Source organism: Filimonas zeae (assembly GCF_014641615.1).
In the GTDB taxonomy this organism is placed as follows: Bacteria; Bacteroidota; Bacteroidia; order Chitinophagales; family Chitinophagaceae; genus Filimonas; species Filimonas zeae.
The window spans coordinates 342,863-361,251 of record NZ_BMIB01000003.1 but is presented as its reverse complement, the minus strand read 5'-3'; the positions used below and the strand labels follow the sequence as shown (position 1 = coordinate 361,251).

At 39.7% G+C, this 18,389-nt stretch carries 17 protein-coding genes; 11 read left to right on the top strand and 6 right to left on the bottom strand.

Features of this window, described 5'->3' with window-relative positions; genetic code table 11:
- Positions 1–126: 126 nt before the first annotated feature.
- Entirely contained in the window at positions 127–585 is a 459-nt protein-coding gene (locus tag IEY13_RS14480; protein WP_188953305.1) for a hypothetical protein, read from the bottom strand.
- Between the two features lie 308 nt (positions 586–893).
- Here IEY13_RS14480 and IEY13_RS14475 point away from each other — a divergent pair, with 308 nt between their 5' ends.
- The 3 genes from IEY13_RS14475 to IEY13_RS14465 all read left to right on the top strand — a co-directional run bounded on the left by IEY13_RS14475 (position 894) and on the right by IEY13_RS14465 (position 4,030).
- Positions 894–2,261: a caspase family protein gene (locus tag IEY13_RS14475; RefSeq protein ID WP_188953304.1), complete on the top strand. Its 1,368-nt coding sequence runs from the start codon at positions 894–896 to the stop codon at positions 2,259–2,261.
- Positions 2,262–2,339: 78 nt separating this feature from the next.
- Positions 2,340–3,212 (top strand): putative phage abortive infection protein, encoded by an 873-nt coding sequence (locus IEY13_RS14470; protein WP_188953302.1) that lies wholly within the window; start codon positions 2,340–2,342, stop codon positions 3,210–3,212.
- Between the two features lie 20 nt (positions 3,213–3,232).
- Complete coding sequence (locus tag IEY13_RS14465) at positions 3,233–4,030, top strand: TIGR02391 family protein (RefSeq protein WP_188953300.1); 798 nt, start codon at positions 3,233–3,235, stop codon at positions 4,028–4,030.
- A gap of 78 nt (positions 4,031–4,108) precedes the next feature.
- On the opposite strand, the gene IEY13_RS14460 is transcribed toward IEY13_RS14465, so the two are convergent.
- Both IEY13_RS14460 and IEY13_RS14455 read right to left on the bottom strand, forming a co-directional pair.
- The gene (locus IEY13_RS14460; RefSeq protein ID WP_188953298.1) at positions 4,109–5,605 is read right to left on the bottom strand and encodes a P-loop NTPase fold protein; all 1,497 of its coding nucleotides are present in this window, start codon (positions 5,603–5,605) and stop codon (positions 4,109–4,111) included.
- A 21-nt stretch (positions 5,606–5,626) separates the two neighbouring features.
- Entirely contained in the window at positions 5,627–6,370 is a 744-nt protein-coding gene (locus IEY13_RS14455) for an RteC domain-containing protein (protein WP_188953296.1), read from the bottom strand.
- 321 nt (positions 6,371–6,691) lie between these two features.
- On the opposite strand from IEY13_RS14455, the gene IEY13_RS14450 reads away from it, so the two are divergent.
- Positions 6,692–7,252, top strand: coding sequence for a hypothetical protein (locus tag IEY13_RS14450; RefSeq protein ID WP_188953294.1), 561 nt, complete (start codon positions 6,692–6,694; stop codon positions 7,250–7,252).
- On the opposite strand, the gene IEY13_RS14445 is transcribed toward IEY13_RS14450, so the two are convergent.
- Positions 7,244–8,215 carry a helix-turn-helix domain-containing protein gene (locus IEY13_RS14445; RefSeq protein ID WP_188953292.1) on the bottom strand — a complete coding sequence of 324 codons (972 nt, stop codon included), beginning with the start codon at positions 8,213–8,215 and terminating at the stop codon, positions 7,244–7,246. The two genes, IEY13_RS14450 and IEY13_RS14445, sit on opposite strands and share 9 nt — an antisense overlap.
- A gap of 243 nt (positions 8,216–8,458) precedes the next feature.
- The gene (locus tag IEY13_RS14440; protein ID WP_188953290.1) at positions 8,459–9,010 is read right to left on the bottom strand and encodes a hypothetical protein; all 552 of its coding nucleotides are present in this window, start codon (positions 9,008–9,010) and stop codon (positions 8,459–8,461) included.
- 499 nt (positions 9,011–9,509) lie between these two features.
- Between IEY13_RS14440 and IEY13_RS14435 the strand changes: the two genes are divergently transcribed.
- The 7 genes from IEY13_RS14435 to IEY13_RS14405 all read left to right on the top strand — a co-directional run bounded on the left by IEY13_RS14435 (position 9,510) and on the right by IEY13_RS14405 (position 17,899).
- The gene (locus IEY13_RS14435; RefSeq protein ID WP_188953288.1) at positions 9,510–9,710 is read left to right on the top strand and encodes a hypothetical protein; all 201 of its coding nucleotides are present in this window, start codon (positions 9,510–9,512) and stop codon (positions 9,708–9,710) included.
- Between the two features lie 45 nt (positions 9,711–9,755).
- Positions 9,756–10,232 (top strand): J domain-containing protein, encoded by a 477-nt coding sequence (locus tag IEY13_RS14430; protein ID WP_188953286.1) that lies wholly within the window; start codon positions 9,756–9,758, stop codon positions 10,230–10,232.
- A gap of 47 nt (positions 10,233–10,279) precedes the next feature.
- Entirely contained in the window at positions 10,280–10,714 is a 435-nt protein-coding gene (locus IEY13_RS14425) for a DUF6908 domain-containing protein (protein WP_188953284.1), read from the top strand.
- A 159-nt stretch (positions 10,715–10,873) separates the two neighbouring features.
- On the top strand, positions 10,874–13,426 hold the full coding sequence (locus IEY13_RS14420) for a KAP family P-loop NTPase fold protein (RefSeq protein ID WP_188953282.1): 2,553 nt from the start codon (positions 10,874–10,876) through the stop codon (positions 13,424–13,426).
- A gap of 719 nt (positions 13,427–14,145) precedes the next feature.
- Positions 14,146–14,541 (top strand): plasmid mobilization protein, encoded by a 396-nt coding sequence (locus tag IEY13_RS14415; RefSeq protein WP_188953280.1) that lies wholly within the window; start codon positions 14,146–14,148, stop codon positions 14,539–14,541.
- Positions 14,526–15,923 (top strand): relaxase/mobilization nuclease domain-containing protein, encoded by a 1,398-nt coding sequence (locus tag IEY13_RS14410; RefSeq protein WP_188953278.1) that lies wholly within the window; start codon positions 14,526–14,528, stop codon positions 15,921–15,923. The genes IEY13_RS14415 and IEY13_RS14410 overlap by 16 nt, the downstream gene beginning before the upstream one ends.
- Positions 15,924–15,934: 11 nt before the next feature.
- Positions 15,935–17,899, top strand: coding sequence for a YWFCY domain-containing protein (locus IEY13_RS14405; RefSeq protein ID WP_188953276.1), 1,965 nt, complete (start codon positions 15,935–15,937; stop codon positions 17,897–17,899).
- Positions 17,900–17,922: 23 nt separating this feature from the next.
- Here IEY13_RS14405 and IEY13_RS14400 read toward each other — a convergent pair whose 3' ends face one another.
- Positions 17,923–18,177 (bottom strand): helix-turn-helix transcriptional regulator, encoded by a 255-nt coding sequence (locus tag IEY13_RS14400; RefSeq protein WP_188953274.1) that lies wholly within the window; start codon positions 18,175–18,177, stop codon positions 17,923–17,925.
- Between the last annotated feature and the right edge of the window lie 212 nt (positions 18,178–18,389).

Below are 18,389 nucleotides of genomic sequence, written 5' to 3'. Positions count from 1 at the left end.
TTTGTTATGGAATTTTTACAAGAAGAAATTTGAGAAGGGATAAAAAAGGCTTCACCCGCTGCTACTACTCACACGCACTTGTTTTTCCTGCTCCACTTCACAGCAGGCGAAGCCATTACGCTGCCATCATTGCCACAATTCACTTACCTCTATATCGTTCAGATGAACAGCGCAACTATTTTCAAGTGTTACTACGATTAGGGCACTGATGCCTTCCCGCAAATCAGTACCAGCCATGCCGGGGTATTTGGCTAATATCTGTTTAACACCGCTTTGTAATTCTTCTTTGCTCATGCTGTCTTTACCGGCAGCATCGGCAAATGCCTGTAACTCGTCTACCAGATTTTGCGCCGCTACAACCAACGGAGCAGGTGTAGCCGGTGGCTGATCGTCAGCAGGTGCCGCCGACTGCTTACTGTCTTCATTATGGGCTTTCCCCTGCGGTTTATGGGTTTGTGGCTTTTCCTTACCACCGAGTAGCGGCTTTCCCGTTTTCTTTGCATACAGCAATAAGACTGCTGCATAATAAATACCCAATAGAACAAAGGAAGCTATCAGATATGTTTGCCATGTAACACTAATCATACTCACTTTTTTAACTAATTGAATACACCTGCAAAATAGACTGAGACAAAGGTGTTTCTGTGGAAGTGAAGTAGAAGGCGAATCGAAGTATTGCAATCTGTTTTAGTATGGCAAATGCCATACATTTGAATTTTCTGCAATATACATAGTTCACTTCCCCTTTAATAAACAAGAATGGTAGAAGTGGATTGAATTAAAATCGAATATTAAGACAAGAAATACTGAAAAAAAATATAGAAAAACCTCCATAGGAACAGAGGTATGGTGTATTTCTATGTATCTTCAGAATGTTTTCAATTTTACGCCTGATGCATTATAAACTAATTGGGATTGCAATCAATGAATATGATGACCCAATCTTAAACACAATTAATAATTGTACGAATGACTTACAAACTATTATTGCCATCTTAACTTCTCAATATCTGATTGATGATTTTGAACTGCTATCAGGGAAAGAGCAGACAACACAAAACTTTATTTATCATTATCTTTTCGATACAATCACAAACTCACTTAAAGAAGACTGTATAATAATAATTTATGCTGGTCATGGTGAATATATCCAAAAGTTAAACACAACTTACTGGCAAACCTCAGATTCTAAAGCAACCGATTCAACAACTTGGTTTAATCTTGATAATCTTCTGAAATTTATGAAAGCTTCAGAAGCATCACATATAAGCTTAATATCTGATAGCTGTTTTTCAGGAACCCTCCTTCAAGATAATTACAGAGGAGGTGGGATTAAAGCAATAGAAAATTTCATTTCCAGAGAATTGTTGGCTTCGGGTGGAAATGAAAAAGTAAGTGATGGGGCTTTGGGAGGCCACAGTCCTTTTTCTGAAACTCTATGCTCAGCCTTAAAGGATAACATAGAAAACGAACTGCCGTTTTCTAATCTAGCGGGAATAGTTGTGAGGAATTTTGATGAAAAAAGAAAGCAGACACCTGTTTATGGGTCTTTTATTAATGCAGGCCATCAAGGAGGTTCTTTAATTTTACGATTAAAGAATAAGTCGAAACAGGAAAAAGAAGTCGATAGCAGCTTGTCGGATGTAAAGGATATTACAATTCCTCTAAACCTACAATTACCTTACAAAATCAATTATTCCTGCACTATCCCATTTTTTCAGGAAAACAGTATTTTTAATTATCAGTTTGTAAATAATTATGTGCAACAGATAGCTTATCAAGCTATCAATAATGCACGAAAATCGCTCCATCAACATCAAGAGGAACTTTCGCCTCGGAATGAAACTGAACAATTTGACCTATTTATCGGATATACAATTCAGTTCAAAAGTGATCTATTTTTGAGTCTTTCCATATCCGTGGAAACTTATTTTGGGTATAGACCAACAAATCAAATTTACACACTCAACTTTTCCTTTAAGCCGGAGCTGAAGCTATCTATTTCAGACCTTATAGATTATACAAGCTATCCCAGTTTCAAAGATTTCTTATCTGAACTCATAATGCAATATGCGAGCGATGAAACTCAGCAGGACATTCTTTTAAGACACGCTGAGTTTGTAAATCCTTATGAGGCAGACTTTATGATGAATGCAGACTATATCACATTTGTATTTACTAATGAACTTCCACGTGCAGTGATGTCGTACTCTTTCTTTGAAGTGCCGCTATCTGCTTTAATGCTTAAAGTAGGAATTTAAAAGTCGAAAATTCAATCTACCAGAGTAACATACTTTTTTGAGTTCAGTTTAACCACACATTTACAGATAACTAACAACATGGCTACATCAAATAATGATTTAAGGGAAAATCAATTAGAGCTAGATAAAAAACGTATAGAGAAAAATATTTCTCTCTTCAATTTTCTTGCTTGGACTTGCATCCTATTGGGGCTTGCATTTCTTATATGGGGAGCAAATGTTTTCGGCATAGTTTCCGAAAAAGCTTTCAAGAATGAAATACAATGGGAAAAACTTGGAAATTATAGTGGGGGCATAGTTACGAGTATTTGGTCGCTAGGTGGCTTGTTTTTTATTTATGTAGCCTTCTTAGGTCAAAAGACGCAAATGATTTATCAGGAAATCCAACTTGAAAGACAGAAGATTGAAATCGAAGGTCAATCGGCTGAATTTGACAGGCAGCGCTTTGAAACCACTTTTTTCAACCTACTCGGTTTACATAATCAAATAGTTGAAAATATTAGTGCGCCCGGAAGTATTAGAGGTTATACAGTTTTACACAAACCAAAAGGTAGAGAGTGTTTAACTACGCACTCCAATGTTTTTAGAACAGTGTTGGAGGGGGTTAAGAAGGAAGGAGTAATAACGGATGACTTATTACTTGTGCAACATTCTTACTCTGCTTATTTTAAAACAGAAGAACACGAATTAGGCCATTATTTTAGAAACATTTATCATATAGCAAAGTTCATTCAACAGTCAAATGTTAAAGAAAAAAAACTATATACAGGAATTTTATTAGCCCAATTATCTTCTCCGGAATTATACCTGCTTTTTTATAACGGACTAAGTGAATACGGCGGAAAGTTAAAAACATTGATAGAGGAACTTGGCCTGCTTAATAATCTTAATAAGGAACTTATTTTTGAGCAATCGCATCTCAATCTATACAAGGACGCTGCCTATTTGTAAAAGGGAAAAAATTAATATACATGACTTTAAGACGACCACCTCTATCTACCGAACAACTTGAAGCAATTTGCCAGACTATAGCTGATACAAATGTAGGGTTAACCGGAAGTGAGATAGGGAAATTGCTTGCGGATTGGCACATTCCAGACGTCAACCCTGATATGACTAAATGGAAACGCCTATTTAATGCTTTTGTTTCTTGGCAAAATAGAAATCAATGTTCCAATAATATTTTAGATTTTTTAAAGAGCGCACTTCATCCTATAAAATACATTGGCAAAGAAGATGTATTTGAACACAGACGTCACGAAGTGAATAAAAGGCTATCCTTTATCGGTGTAGAAATATCTGAAAAAGGGACATTGCGAGAGGTTAACAAATCTCATACAATCACAGAAGCAGAGGAACGGGCCAGTCGTTTTAAGTATAAGCTAACGGCAAGAAATACTCATGCCGAAATATTCAATTATTGTGAAAATGAAATATTAGATGAGAATTATTTTCACACCGTTTTTGAAAGCGTAAAGAGTATTGCTGACAGACTCAGGTCACTAACTGGTTTATATGCTGATGGGAATGAACTTGCAGATGTCGCTTTCTCAACAAGAAATCCACTTGTTAGAATTAATCTGCTTAACAATGATACCGAAAGGAGCGAGCATTTGGGACTGATGAATATTATTAAAGGGCTATTTGGATACATTAGAAATCCAACTGCACATACTCCGAGATTAAGATTTGTGATTTCAGAAGACGATGCGTTAGATATTTTAACTACGGTTTCAATGGTTCATAAAAGGCTTGACAGAGTAATCTAACAATAGGACAAGTCACTCTTTAGAAGGCAACCTGTCTTTTCAATATTCAATAATTTATCCTTGAAATATATAATTGGTCTACTTTAAATATCCTAGATTGTGCAATGCGTGAATACTTTTGTTTAATAGATTCCAAAATAGCGATAAGTCAGCCCAGAATATATCGGTTTCTGAGCCATTTTCAGGGGAGCTTTTAATACTTACTTGCTTAATGTAATCTGTATTAAAATCTTCTTGATAGTCTATCTTATAATTTTTCCCTTCAAATGTTAGCTCGAAAATTTTTTTTCTGGAAAAGTGATGCTGACTTTCATTGCACAAAATGAAGAAAAAGCCAACTATGTTATTGTCATAATTTTCAAACTGGGTATTTTCATTTTGGCATTTTTCAAAACAAGATGCCATGTTTGCAAAATCACCGAACATATCTCTCAGGATTCTAAGCTGAACTATCAAGCTTAACTTCAATACACTTACATTGGGAGCTTCCCGGCTGAAGCGTATGGTGTCTTCTGTATAAAGAATTGTTTTTCCATACATTTTCATTATTGTCCTAAGATTTATCCAGCCTTTATTTATCATTAATATTGAAATCTCTTTAAGGAATTCATTTCCAAATACTAATGTCCTTCTTAATTGTATGTTATAACTGTTTAGCTCTTTTGAGTATAGGAAAGTACTGAAAACCTTCTGTAATATTTCAGAAACGGCAAGTCTACTATCAAAATGAAAAATGTCGGAGCTGTAAAATTTATCAATATACCCCATGAAATCAACAAGGCTTCCATGCCTATGAGAGAAGATATTCCTTATGTTATTTATGTCACAAACAATAACTACTTTATCGAATCCAAATTTATTATTAATACCAGTTTTAGATGCCGTTTCAAAATGTGCTGCAAATACATTCAATATCCTAAAAATATGCTCTGGATCAAGCCGGTCTAGGTCATCAACTATTAAGACCGTTTTCTTCTCGCGACCATCTTCTGTTCCTAGCTTCGCCTTCTGTAAAATTATTGAGCTAATACATTTAGTGATAAGATCATTTTCATACAAGCCCCCTTCTTTGTCTTCTAGCGTTTCTAAATATTCTGCAAGCCGCTCTAACCCTTCATGCTCTTCATTTTTCCGGTATTTTTCAATTTCATCATACAATTCTTTTAAACCGGTGTAGTATTCGTTAATTTCTTTTCCGACTTTAGGAATCATTTTTATAATTCCAGCCAATACCTTAACGGGATTTTTTAATACAAACCATGGTAGCGCTTGCAAAAAAGCGAAGTCCATCTTTTGTACTTCAACGCCACTTTTTAATAGCTCAAAAATTAAATCATATTTAATGTAGCTGAAAATATCTTCATTTGAAGCGATTGAATAATTTACAGGGTACAATTTATAAACATCGTATTCTTCTTTTGCATCAATTTGATTAAAATAATCGTTAAGAAAAGTTGTTTTTCCGCTACCATACCTGCCTGAAAAAATAATACGTTCGTTATCTATATCTTCAATATGGCTTTTGAAATCGCTTATTGAATATTGAAATACCTCTTTAAAATAATTGCTGATCATTGGTGAAAAAATTAGCAGTGGTTAATAGTTTTCAATATTACGAATCATTTTTTGAAGTAACCTCTTAACATTATCCCTTGTTTCCATATCGACCTTATCACTGTACTTTAGTAAGCTGGTTGGAGAAAAGGCATGTGATTGTTTATTGGCAATACCGGGTACAATCAGTTCAAAGAAGCTCTTATAGGTGTGATTAATCACTCCCTCCGCATCCACCAGCGACCGCAGAAATACATACAACTCCTTTGCACGGTAGGAAGTCTGCACATAGCCTTTTCCTTTCTGGAAAGCTGCATGCAACACATTACCCGTTTTCTCTTCTTTTGTGGTATTGTTTTGCAGGTTGTAGATGGCCTCATTTATATCTGCTGCCAGTAATTCGTTAGCCAGCAGCCTTGCTATCAGTAAATCATAGCCGGTACTGAATGATAAATCACTGCACAGGTACTGCACTTCCATAGAATAATGTTCGTCCTGCCTGCCCCTGATAAAATACTTATCATCCATAGCAGTAGAACCGCTGCGGTAGTATTCAAAAAAGGCCAGATGGCTTGCAAAGAAGGTATCTATTTCCTGTAACTCCGCATGCAGAAACTTTAGCTTTGCTTCCATGCTACCGGCAGGCTTTCTACTTTCCATGCGGTAGCATTTTACATGGTACATCATTAAACTGCAAAACACTGGTTTTACTTCTTTGAAAAATACAATTTCCTCCTGTTCACTTTTAAATGGTTGTTCTGTAATGTTTGTCCGTAATAGCTCCATAGAACTGCGCACAGCTTTGATGCTGCGCTCCTGTGCTTTTAATACATATTGTTCGTCTTGCTGAATGATAGCCAGTTCCTCAGTTAGTTTACTATGGAGCTGTTGAAAAAAGGGCGCTTTACACTTTCCATAATCACACACGTTTGAGTTTTCACAAATTAGTTCGCCTGAGAATTATCAAAGATGGTGCTAACACCCCGGAAGGGCAGGCTATAATGGTGCAGGAATATTCAGCGAATGGTGAATTTTTCCCTGCATACTAATCTTACGGTATTTTCGTATATTACAATACCGGTATTCTTCACCATTAAAAGCTAATTTATGAACAGGTACAACGAAGGATATTACGAATCCGATACCGAAGCGCTGGCACGGCGGCAAACAGCATGGTTAATAGTGGCGTTTAAATACATTGGTATCTTTCTTTTCAGATGCCTCGTTTACAGCAGTTCACTGGTGGCTGCTTTCTATATCATGCAGCATAAGACATTTTACCTACAGGCAAGCAGGCTGGGAAAGCTGGCCTATCTTATCATAGGAGCCTATCTGATTACCTGTGTATTATATCTGCTTAAAGGGCTTATGATCGCCCTGAAAGCCAACCGAAAACCTGTCTGGTATCTGTTATGGGCAGTGTGTTTTACGTTTGTATGCCTGCTGCCTATGGTGGCTATATACTTTTTACTGGAAATGTCATTGGGGCCTGCACCGATGGGCAGAGGCACTGTTGAGCATTACCAGCTGTGGAGTGCCGCAGCAGCACTGGCAGCAGGGATATTGATTTACAGCCAGTACGATTTAGGTAAGGATAAAACGCTAAAGCTTACTGCATGGGCTTACCAGATCGGTTTGAATTTAGGGCGCGGCACCTCTTCACATTAGTTCCTTACCGGGCAATACTCCGCGATTTCTACGCCATTCAGAAGGGGTAATCCCCACATTGTCCTTAAATACCGGGTCAAAAGATGCAGCATTCTTAAACCCGGTTCTTACCGCTATTTCATTAACTGTCAACTGCGGTTCACTCAGCAGAAGCAGCTTTGCTGTTTTCATGCGCTCATACTGGAGGTACTGGCCCGGTGGAATGGAAAATACCTTTACAAAGTCCGTTTTCAGGTCGCGGGAATTGGTGCCCACCATCCGCGCTAGGTTGGGTATGGTAATATGCCGGGTAATATCCAGCCTGATTAACTCCCTTGCCTCATACATGCGTTCAATCTTATACTCCGGCAAGTCCTGTGCCTTGCCCTCCATGACGGTCTGAAACAGCGATTCCACGGCTTTGCCTGCTGCCAGTCTGTCTGCCGGGTGATGGCGTAGGTATTCAATAGCATCCAGCAGCGTAGCACTGCTGTTCATGGTGGTATTCAACAGAAACCGGTTCTTTCCTTCCTGTAAACCGGCCAGAAAACGGTCTAACTGCTTTACCTGTAGATTCAGCCGCTTAATAAAATCCATTGTCAGCGACATATCGAATACAAAATACTCCCGGCCCTTCCGGATAGAAAATAAACTGTCTATATAGGGCACCTGCGCAAAAAGAAACTGCCCCTGTTTAAAATAGATTTCCCCCGTTTCACAGGTATAGCGCATGTTCTGCTTCAACAGGACTTTAAAACCAATCAAAGGGCCATCACGGTGTATATATAGTGCATGGTCTTCCTTTGCAGTATAGGCACTGAGCCAAAAGGAATAATCCGAAGTCTGGTACTTCTGGTAGAAGACGTTAGCAAAGGGTTCTTCCGCATGCAGTGCCAGACTGCCCGGAATTTTTAAATAGCCTAAACGTTCGGGTACGACAGCAACAAAATTTAACTGCCCACGGGTCGTTGATGTTATGGTCATAGCAGAGATTATTCGTTCATCCAATCAGTTCGACAGCATAGTGCCCCTAACGGGGATTATCCAATGGGGGGAATAAACGCTAATACAACTATATATAAATGAATATACTAATATTTTTATTGCGTCAGCCTGACGTTAGGAACAAATTAACACGGTACTGTAATCAGAAGGTAAAACTGCTGAAAGGTGCCCGTTGCAGAAGTAAATAAATAGGAAGTATTGGCCAAAGTCTTGTAAATCAAATTAAACAGACTTTTTGAAAACCTGCGAATAATAAGAAAGATGAAGGTTATGCAGGTCTACTCCGCATTCTATACAATAGTCCACCATAAAATCCCGGTCGAACATGCGTATATCATAACCGCTTATGCCATCGGCATGCGGATTTTCAAAAGGAAACAGGGTACCGCCGTTTAATACGGGAATTTCGGACAAGCCGGTAGCTTCAATTTCCCGGAGCCGTTGCCCTCGTTCATAAGCCAGAAAATAACAAAAGCCATCATCCAGCCGGTGCGCCACCTGTATAAAAAGCGTATCCAGTTCCTGCGACAATACACGGCCCCAACTGTACAGCTTTTTGAAAGAATTATGTTGGATGCAGTACCAGTCTTCCGCGCTTTGGCTCACAACCAGGTAGTCCGGTTCGCTATCCGTTCCCGCCAGCAGGTCTTCCTTTTCGATGGCTGCTGATTTTATTAAGGTACTTTCCTTTATCCCGGTCAGTTCCTGCAACAGCAGTAAGAGCTTATCGCCCTGTATTGTCTTCACATGAAAATGTAAATCAAACTGCCTCATAGATAAGCCGCTTTTGGATTAAAAATGTAAACGTTGGTACCTATCATAAAATATCATGCCTTTTTAAAACGGGCTATCCCAAAATAGGGCCTTTTTCCTTCCAAAGGGGTTAAAATAAAGATGTATAACAGGAGCTTTTCTCTTTGGGCAACATCGTTGTGTCACTCCCTTTTACGCCTGCTTCTTTACGCTGCTTTTCTTTTTATGCCAGATGGTCACCTGCGGTGGCTGCTCATTCGCAAACCGTGGCCGCAAAGATACTATGCCGCTGGTGGCAAAGTCTAGGACTGCGCTGCGGCAAGCCTCCGCTGGCGGGGTTTTGAAAAAAAAATCTCCAATGCTATGAGAGCCGCTGCGCGGCATTGATGCGTGGCGCAATAGTATTTTTTTTCCAAAATCCTAGACGTTTCCCACCATCGGCTTAGGGCTGGTCGCTATCGGTATGTGAATGAGGCGTAGCCGAATGATTCACAATTATTCAAACCTAAAAAGTAGCGTTATGACCAGTCAAAATTTTAACAACGTAATGGCCCTTTCATGGGAGATACAGCGTAACAAAAAGTATAAACGTTCCCGCGCCCTGTTATGTGCATGGGCAATTTATCTGAATGAAGATATTATGGTTTTTCGTCTGGTACGCAAGCACAGACACAGGCAGAACATAGCCAATCCCCAAAGGCTCACACTGTTTAAAAACTAATCTCCCCGCGCCATTCCATTCACTTCATTATTAAAAAATATTACTATGAAATACTTTACTGAATGCACCACCGTAGAAGAAGTAAAAGCACAGTATAAAAAGCTGGCTAAAGAAAACCACCCCGATGCAGGCGGCGATACTGCCACCATGCAGGCCATTAATACAGAATATGCCTATGCCTGTGCCCGCATTGCCAAAGGTGCCGGCATGACAGATGCAGAAGCAGACGAAGAAATCAGACTGTCCGAAGAATACCGCCAGATAGTAGAAGCTATTATAAACCTGCCCGGCATTGTCATTGAACTGGTAGGGCGCTGGCTGTGGGCAAGTGGTAATACTTTCCCTGTGCGCAAAGAATTAAAAGAGGCGGGCCTCACATACCACGGCCAAAAGAAAGTGTGGTACTACAGCCCGGACGAATATCATGGCCGGGGCACCAATAAAAGTTTGGAAGAAATAAAAGCCAAGTACGGCAGCGAGCAGATTACCTCACACAACAAGAACAAAGCATTAAAAAGATAACCCGTTATGCAGGCGCTACGCTGCATAACAAGGGTAGCACTTTTTTTATGAAAATGTTGAATCTGAAAGCTACAGATATATTCTGCCAGTTACTTGATAGCATGGCAGGTAAAGAAACCATCACCTTTACCACGGCAGAGTTTATGCCGCTGGTATTAGAATGCTTTGGTGTAAATATTAACGCACCGGCAGGCGATGCAAGGCTGTACAGCCTTGCCCATTATTACGAGGAAAAAGGCCGGAAGCTGTTTGACCCCTGTATGCACTTTATAGTGGTAGACTTGCGGCATATTTTAAACAGGCCGCAGATGGTGGCCATTTTCCCGTACCAGATCCGGCAGGATAACACCGGGTTTTATCAGGAAAGCATTACCATAAAATCCGGCAGGCTGGCTGCCATTGACAAGGTAATGCAAAGAGATCACACGCTTTTTGCCGCGCAGTGGCTGGTGAATATTCAGCGGCAGGGATTTTTGGAATGACGCATATTTTATAGGTAGCTACCACGAGAGCACCAGAAGCAGCCAACATACTAGGCTGCTTCTATTGCTTACAATACCGTCCTAAAAAGAGAAGATTATACTGTGTTTTCTTATATTTGGCTAATAATCAACATGAAACCCACTGTATAAGACCGCTGTATGAGAGAATTTTTTAAAATTCCCTACCTCAAAACGTTTAAAGAAAGAGGTTGGAAAGTTCTGTTTTTGTTTTGTACCGCTTTAGTTCTTTATAAAACATTCCGGAAGCAATACGACACTTACATAGTTGATAATTTATTATCACACATACCTGACGAGGACGCTACAATTAGTGTCATTGCTCTCTTGTCTTTACTATTTGCAGGTTGGACTTTATATAGTAAATTTTTTGAAAGAAGGCTTATCCCAACTTTGACCTCCTTTCTACTATGGATTGCAATTTCAGTTTGTTATTGGGCTGATATTAGAAACGATACCAATTACCATTTTTACACTTTCGCCCCAGCTTTTTTTAGTCGCTTTTACTTGACTGACGTTCTTTATATTCATGTTCTTCTATGGCTATCGGATTTTAGGGCATATAGGAAGTCTTTGCAAAAGGCGGCTTATGGAGCATTTATTCATGATACTCCATTTCAAAAAGATAAAAAATCAGTATCTACTGATGACTCTACACTTAAAGAATTGATTAACGCTATTAATAATTCCGCAGGAGAAGGTAGTTTTTCGATTGGCGTTTTTGGGAAATGGGGACAAGGGAAAACTAATCTTTTAATGCGCTTACAGGAGGGGCTTGGAGCTGAAAGAAAAAATACAATTATTGAGTTTAATCCTTGGAAAGCTGCTTCAGCAGATAAGATTTTGGAGGACTTCTTTGAAACACTTTCCAAATCGCTAAAGCCTTACAGCAGCTCTGCTGCATCCCAACTAAAAAAATACGCACAAAAAACTTTAGGAAGAAGTAAGGAGTTAACATTTCATGCTACAGAAGCATTGCTTGATGAAATCATTCCTGATAGCCCTTTGAGTGAACGATATAACGAAATAAACGAATCTATACGTTTAACTGGTCGGCGGTATATTGTGTTTATTGACGATGTAGACAGGTTAAGTGGTGCAGAAATAGCGCAAGTATTTCGTATTATTAGAAATACCGCCAGTTTCAACAACGTTTTTTTTGTTGTGGCTATGGATCATCACTATGTAGTTGAGGCATTGGCAAACACAAAGCTATTTACAAAAGAAACCGAGTATTTGAAGAAAATATTCCAATTCGTTATCCCTCTACCACCTAGGCCACCAATGGTATATGTAGAGGAATTTGAAAAACTACTATTGGAAGACAATTGGTCTGAGAAAGAAAGGGAAAATTTACTGGAAGGCCTAATAATGTTGAGAGATGTAGCGAAGGTGTCATCTGAATTATCAATACATGTATTATTCGAGCATTACGTTGATAATTTTAGAGATGTTAAAAGACTGGTTAACTCATTCAAAATAAGTTATAGACTAATTGGCGACAGCGTTTATTTTTTAGATCTACTTATGTTAGAACTGTTGAAGAACAGACATTACTCCGTATATGAATGCATACTTAATAGAAAACTCATAACACAAAACCAACAAGATTATCAATATTGGAACGTCCATAGTATCAATTGGGAAAAGCTAAAAAGTCAATTTAATATTCATGAAATTGATTCGCAAATTGTATTTGATACGGTGAAGTTCATCCTTACGAAAAACGACAAAAAGCCTACTTCACAATTTGCAAGAGTAAACAACTATTTTCTGTACGCTTCATTCCAGTTATTTAATCTCATATCTCCTAAGCTATTTAGAGATCTTATTGGACAAGATATGACTATGATTAAGTTAACTTTTGACAATTGGATTCAGGATGGAAAAAGTGATAGTTTATATGAAATACTAGACCAGTACGATACTTTTGAGTCCAAAGAGGAATACTTGAAAATTCTTCGAGTTTACCTGATGCCCGGTCAAAAAGACGGTTCGTTTACTAACCGTGCAATTCATCTGATAAAAGATCGAGCAAAATATTTGACGTTATTTGAGTCCGAACAAGATTTCCGGAAAGAACTTGAATTGATTTTAAATGACGGAAAATTGGGTAAGTATAGTAGAGCTCAACTTGCTCATGATTTACTTCAAGAGCTAATATATAGTGATAAATCAGAGAATGTTTTTACAAAAAATCATCTTCAGAGAATAATTTATAACCTATTCTCAGCATACCTCAATGAGCATCTAGGATATAGTCATGAAGCTGCCGATTTCCATTTATTAAATCTTGATTCCAGAGGAAAAGACCGTAGAGTGCAACTTTATTCACTGGCAAATGACGCATTGCTTCGACATCTGCACAGTTCACAACAGAATATGGAAGCCTATCTTAGATCAATAATACGATCTCATTCATTGCCGAATATTGACGGAGAGTTTGCATTAGCCCCTTTCACGCCAGACATATTTGGATCGTGGGAAAAATTTGAAGAATCTTTGAAAAAATATACTGTGGATGATCCAGATTTGAAGCGCTTGTATAATCATACCATAGCTGGAATAGAAGCCTATAAAAGTGGACGCGACAGATTTGTTGTTTCAGACAAATCTGAACAAAGATGGTTACTGCATCACCTGCGAGATAATGATCAGTATTCAAAGTTGCTACCTAATGATAAAGATAAATAGATGGTGTAGCAAACCAACTATCCCTTTTCGCGTCAAAAGAACAATTATCCCTTCCTTTAATTGCTTTAAAAACTCATAAAAATAGCAGCATCTATATAAGCTAGTCCTTATTGCACACATCTTGTCTGACATTGCTTTGCGGGGTATTTTTAATGCTTCTTTCAACTGAATTGTGTAATAGAAAATGAAGCGTATGTTATTCAGCAAATCATTGTGGGCAGCTTTTATCAGTGATAAATGCCCACCAGCAAAACCAGAAAAAGGGGCACCGTCCGGCAGTCATTTACCGCCCCCAGCCATCCCTTTACCACAGATCAGCAGCAAATCATTCCCCGGCTTTTACGGGATGGCTACTTTACCCGACTGTCACAATAGTACAGGGAAACAGGGCTGGACAATACAAAGGAAGCCTTATAACAATTTTTCCTAACCACAGATCACGGCAGCGGCAGCAGTTGCAATCTTCTGCACTCAGGGGCATGCTCACCTGCAGGCAGCAGGATAAAGCCCGGCAGGAGTACATGGCCCATCATCACCGGTGCGGGAGTTTCACGTTGCCTACACTGCCACGGGCGAGGTGTACAATTGTCGGACAAGTCACGACAATTGACCTCGCCCCCTGATGCCTCCAAAGTCGGCGGGGGAAGCGCAGCCGCTCCGTGCTGCTTTAAAGGAGAGCAGCGTACCGCTGCCTGTATCTGAAAATGTGTAGCAAGATTATGAAGCAGATTGAAAAAAGCAAGTACACGCGCCGCGTCACTATCCGGTTCAAACCGGAAGAGTTTCAGCAGATAGAAACAGCCTGTAATGAGTCTGTTTACCGCAAACTCAGCGAGTATGCACGCCGCGTTTTGTTAGGTAAACCGGTTACCATCAACTACCGTAACCAGTCCACTGACCAGTTACTAATGGTACTGAATCTGATTAAAACAGAGTTGAGTGCCATAGGCAACAACTTCAATCAGTCAGTACATAAACTGCACACACTGGATACTGTACCGGAGGTAAAAACATGGGCGGTAATGAACGAAGCCACTAAGAAAATACTGATGCAGAAAGTGGAAGAAATACGTATCAAGCTTATCCAAATCTATGAAGCATGCGACCGGAAATAAAATACCCCGACAGCTTAAAACGTGCGGTAAACTACAACGAAAAGAAAGTGCAAAGCGGTAAGGCCGTCTTACTGGATGCAGTCAATTTTTTAAAAAAGCCGGATGAACTCAATATCCATGAAAAGCTAAACCGCTTTCAAGACCTGATGGTTTTAAACGACCGGGCCGAAAAAAAGCTGATTCATTTATCACTCAATTTCCATCCGTCTGAAACGGAAAAACTCACACCTGAGTTTTTAAAAACGCTCAGTCAGGAATACATGGAAAAGCTGGGTTTTGGTAAACAACCGTTCCTTGTTTACCAGCATTTTGATGCCGGACATCCGCATGTACATATTGTATCTACACTTATCCGGGAAGATGGCACGCGCATTACTACGCATAATCAGGCAAAGGATATTTCAGAACCGGTGCGTAAGGAAATGGAGGAAAAATACGGGCTGGTCAAAGCAGATAAAAAGCAAAATGCCCAGCAGCAGGAGCAGCTATTATCCGTCAGTGCGCAAAAGGTGCAGTATGGAAAATCAGAAACGCTGCGCAGTATTACTAATGTATTAGACCATGTAATTGATAAATACAAATACACTTCCCTGCATGAATTAAACGCGGTGCTGAAAGGATATAATGTTATGGCAGACCGGGGGCCGGAAGGTTCACGCGTCTATAAAAACAAAGGGCTTTATTACCGCGCACTGGATGAAAACGGGCAGAAAATTGGCGTGCCCATCAAAGCCAGCAGCATATACAGTAAGCCTACTTTAAACGAGATTGAAAAGAAGTTTACAGAGAATGAACAGGCCCGGAAAAAGGATAAAAAGCATTTTACCACCGCTATAGACTGGCATATCAAACAGCATCCCGGCAGCTTACAGGAGTTTAAAAATGCACTGCAAAAAGAGCGCATTGCTATGGAAATACGCCGCACTGATACCGGCTTTATTTACGGCATTACTTTTATTAGCCATGAAAAAAAGGCTGTGTTTAATGGGGGCGATTTGGACAAAGATTATTCAGCAAAAAGGATATTAGAGCGTTTGGGCATTGAGCAGGAAAAGCCGCAGGTGAAAGAGAAAAGCCAAGAGCAAGCAAGGCCCAAAAATAAAGAAGCAGCAAAAGAGTCGGTGCCCAATGAACCGCAACCAGCGCCAGCACAGCATACCGGCAAATCCCATTCACCGGCCAGTACACCGCCTGCATCTGAAAAGACACTTACCGCAGATAATGAGAAAAGCGCAGGCAATGCAGATGGTCTGCTGAAAGATACCGGCAACTCTTTACAGGAGATAATGCAGCCGCAGCAGGGAGCAGAAGCAATGGACGCAAATTTAAAACGGGATGAAGAACACAGAAGAAAACGCAGAGATCAATCATTGGAACGTTAAAAAATCATGTTATGAAAAACAATACAAACGACATAGGGTTAAAAAAGATCATAGACCTTACACGGGCTATCAGCATCATAGTTTTACTACTGCATGTTTACTTTTATTGCTACGGCACTTTTAAAGAATGGCATCTTACTGCCAGCTTATCAGATCGAATTTTAGGTAATATCAGTAAAGCGGGGTTGTTCAGCAGCTTCTTAAAATCAAAGCTGGTGGCGCTGCTTTTTCTGCTGCTTTCCCTGTTGGGGGCACAAGGGAAAAAATCAGAAAAGATCGGTTACCCGGCGGCGCTGGCATTCGTAATTACCGGCCTTATACTGTATTTTATAAGTGTACTGGCATTATACATACCAGCCAATCCGGCTATCACCGGTATAGCTTATATTACTATTACAGCTGCCGGTTACATCCTGATACTTACCGGAGGTACGCTGCTTACACGCATTATAAAGCTGAAACTAAAGGGGGATATTTTCAACAAGGAAAACCAGAGTTTCCCGCAGGAAGAAAGGTTACTGGAAAATAATTACAGCTTTAATTTTCCGGCCCGCTATAAGCTGAAAGGACAGGAACGGCAAAGCTATGTATCTGTAGTAAACCCCTTTCGCAATCTGCTTTTGGAGGGCGTACCGGGCTGTGGTAAAACGCTATGGCTCGTAATGGAAATACTGCGCCAATCTATGTATAAAGGCTATGGGGTCTGCCTCCATGATTTCAAGTATCCCGACCTTACCGCCTTTGCATACACCTATTACCAGCAATACAAACACAGGTATAAAGTAGAACCGGAATTTCATGTATTGAACTTTGACGAGATACAGCAACGCTGCAATCCTTTAATGAAAGAATCTATGCGGGATATTACAGATGCTGCGTCAGCCTCCCGTACTATCTTAATCGGCTTCAATCCGGACTGGATGGAAAAAACGGATTTTTGGGCTGAATCTTCCATCAATCTTATTACCTGTATTATCTGGTTTCTGCGGCTCTATAAAGGGGGGCGTTATTGCACTTTGCCGCATGCAATTGAACTGGCACAGACGGAATTTTCTGTACTCTTTTCCATACTTTCAGCAGAGCCGCAGCTAGAGGCTATGATTTCACCGTTCGTGCAGGCGTTGAAAGAGGATGCCGGTAAGCAGCTGGTGGGGCAGATTTCCGGGGCACTGATCGGGCTATCCAAACTGTCTACACCAAACCTGTATTACGTGCTGTCAGGCGATGATTTCAGCATGACCATTAACGACCCGAAGGCTCCGAAAATCGTATGTATTGCCAATAATCCACAGAAAGCAAATGTGTATAGCCCGGTTATATCCCTGTACTTAAACAACCTGCAAAAGCTGCTGAAAGAGCAGGAAGAGCAGCCCTGTGCAATTATTTTAGAGGAGTTTGCCAATATTTCATGGCCTTCACTGGATAAGTTTTTGGCGGTGTGCAGGTCTTATCTGGTTTCTGTTACTATGGTAATACAAGATGCCAGCCAGTTAATAGCCGCCTATGGTAAGCAGCAGGCTGATGTGCTGCTAAATATTGTGGGCAATATCATTTCCGGGCAGGTGGCCGGGCAAGGAGCGAAAGACCTGTCAGAACGTTTTGGTAAGATCATGCAGGACAGGGAAAGCATAGCTATTAACAGTAATGATACTTCTGTTACCCGTTCCAAGCAGCTGGATTATGCAATACCGCAGTCTGTGATTTCATCCCTTTCAGCTGGGGAGTTTGTGGGAGTAGTGGCAGATAACCCAGACCAAAGGATTGATTTAAAAATGTTTCATTCTGATTTTGTACTTGATAAAAACAGGATAAAGAAAGCTGATTATCTGCCATTGCCTAAAAAACAGGTATCTTCTGCTATAGTGTTGGATACGTTCTTACAAATAAAAAAGGATGTAAAAGGTATTCGAGAAAATGAGATGGAGCGGTTGATGAATACGCCGGAGTTGAATCAATTTATAATTACCAAGAAGTAGTGATCTGATATGCTGCAAAGAGGTTACGGCTTTTTTGCAGCATGTTTTTTGTCTTTAGTGGAGTGGAATAAGTCCTTTATATCTATATCCAACCATTCTGCTATTGCATAAAATGTATATACGTCAGGTTGGATTTTATTATTCACCCAATAAGACACGGTAGAGTGGGCAACACCAAAATGCTCTTCTAATTCACCAATAGTCTTACCGCTATCAGCTAACGCTCCTTTAATCCTGTTTATAGCAATATCCGGTCTTATTACTTTCCTACGTGGCATATTTTGTCTTTCCTGTATAAAGAAAAGACAAAATTCTTAAACAGCTGATAAACAGTTATTTGAGTATTATTTCATTGAACTTATGTATCATATTATAATACTTTTATTTTTTTCTATTGATCTAAAGTATTAGATTGCTTTAAATTCAGTGATTTCACCCATGAACGATACCTCATAATATAATATATTGCGGACACATAAAATATTGTAAA

Coding starts and splice junctions, on each gene's coding strand:
- IEY13_RS14425 (WP_188953284.1), top strand. CDS start 10,280: ATGAAAATGTTGAATCTGAAAGCTACAGATATATTCTGCCAGTTACTT.
- IEY13_RS14410 (WP_188953278.1), top strand. CDS start 14,526: ATGCGACCGGAAATAAAATACCCCGACAGCTTAAAACGTGCGGTAAAC.
- IEY13_RS14445 (WP_188953292.1), bottom strand. CDS start 8,215: ATGACCATAACATCAACGACCCGTGGGCAGTTAAATTTTGTTGCTGTC.
- IEY13_RS14440 (WP_188953290.1), bottom strand. CDS start 9,010: ATGAGGCAGTTTGATTTACATTTTCATGTGAAGACAATACAGGGCGAT.
- IEY13_RS14400 (WP_188953274.1), bottom strand. CDS start 18,177: ATGCCACGTAGGAAAGTAATAAGACCGGATATTGCTATAAACAGGATT.
- IEY13_RS14405 (WP_188953276.1), top strand. CDS start 15,935: ATGAAAAACAATACAAACGACATAGGGTTAAAAAAGATCATAGACCTT.
- IEY13_RS14435 (WP_188953288.1), top strand. CDS start 9,510: ATGACCAGTCAAAATTTTAACAACGTAATGGCCCTTTCATGGGAGATA.
- IEY13_RS14465 (WP_188953300.1), top strand. CDS start 3,233: ATGACTTTAAGACGACCACCTCTATCTACCGAACAACTTGAAGCAATT.
- IEY13_RS14475 (WP_188953304.1), top strand. CDS start 894: ATGCATTATAAACTAATTGGGATTGCAATCAATGAATATGATGACCCA.
- IEY13_RS14450 (WP_188953294.1), top strand. CDS start 6,692: ATGAACAGGTACAACGAAGGATATTACGAATCCGATACCGAAGCGCTG.
- IEY13_RS14480 (WP_188953305.1), bottom strand. CDS start 585: ATGATTAGTGTTACATGGCAAACATATCTGATAGCTTCCTTTGTTCTA.
- IEY13_RS14470 (WP_188953302.1), top strand. CDS start 2,340: ATGGCTACATCAAATAATGATTTAAGGGAAAATCAATTAGAGCTAGAT.
- IEY13_RS14415 (WP_188953280.1), top strand. CDS start 14,146: ATGAAGCAGATTGAAAAAAGCAAGTACACGCGCCGCGTCACTATCCGG.
- IEY13_RS14455 (WP_188953296.1), bottom strand. CDS start 6,370: ATGGAGCTATTACGGACAAACATTACAGAACAACCATTTAAAAGTGAA.
- IEY13_RS14420 (WP_188953282.1), top strand. CDS start 10,874: ATGAGAGAATTTTTTAAAATTCCCTACCTCAAAACGTTTAAAGAAAGA.
- IEY13_RS14430 (WP_188953286.1), top strand. CDS start 9,756: ATGAAATACTTTACTGAATGCACCACCGTAGAAGAAGTAAAAGCACAG.
- IEY13_RS14460 (WP_188953298.1), bottom strand. CDS start 5,605: ATGATCAGCAATTATTTTAAAGAGGTATTTCAATATTCAATAAGCGAT.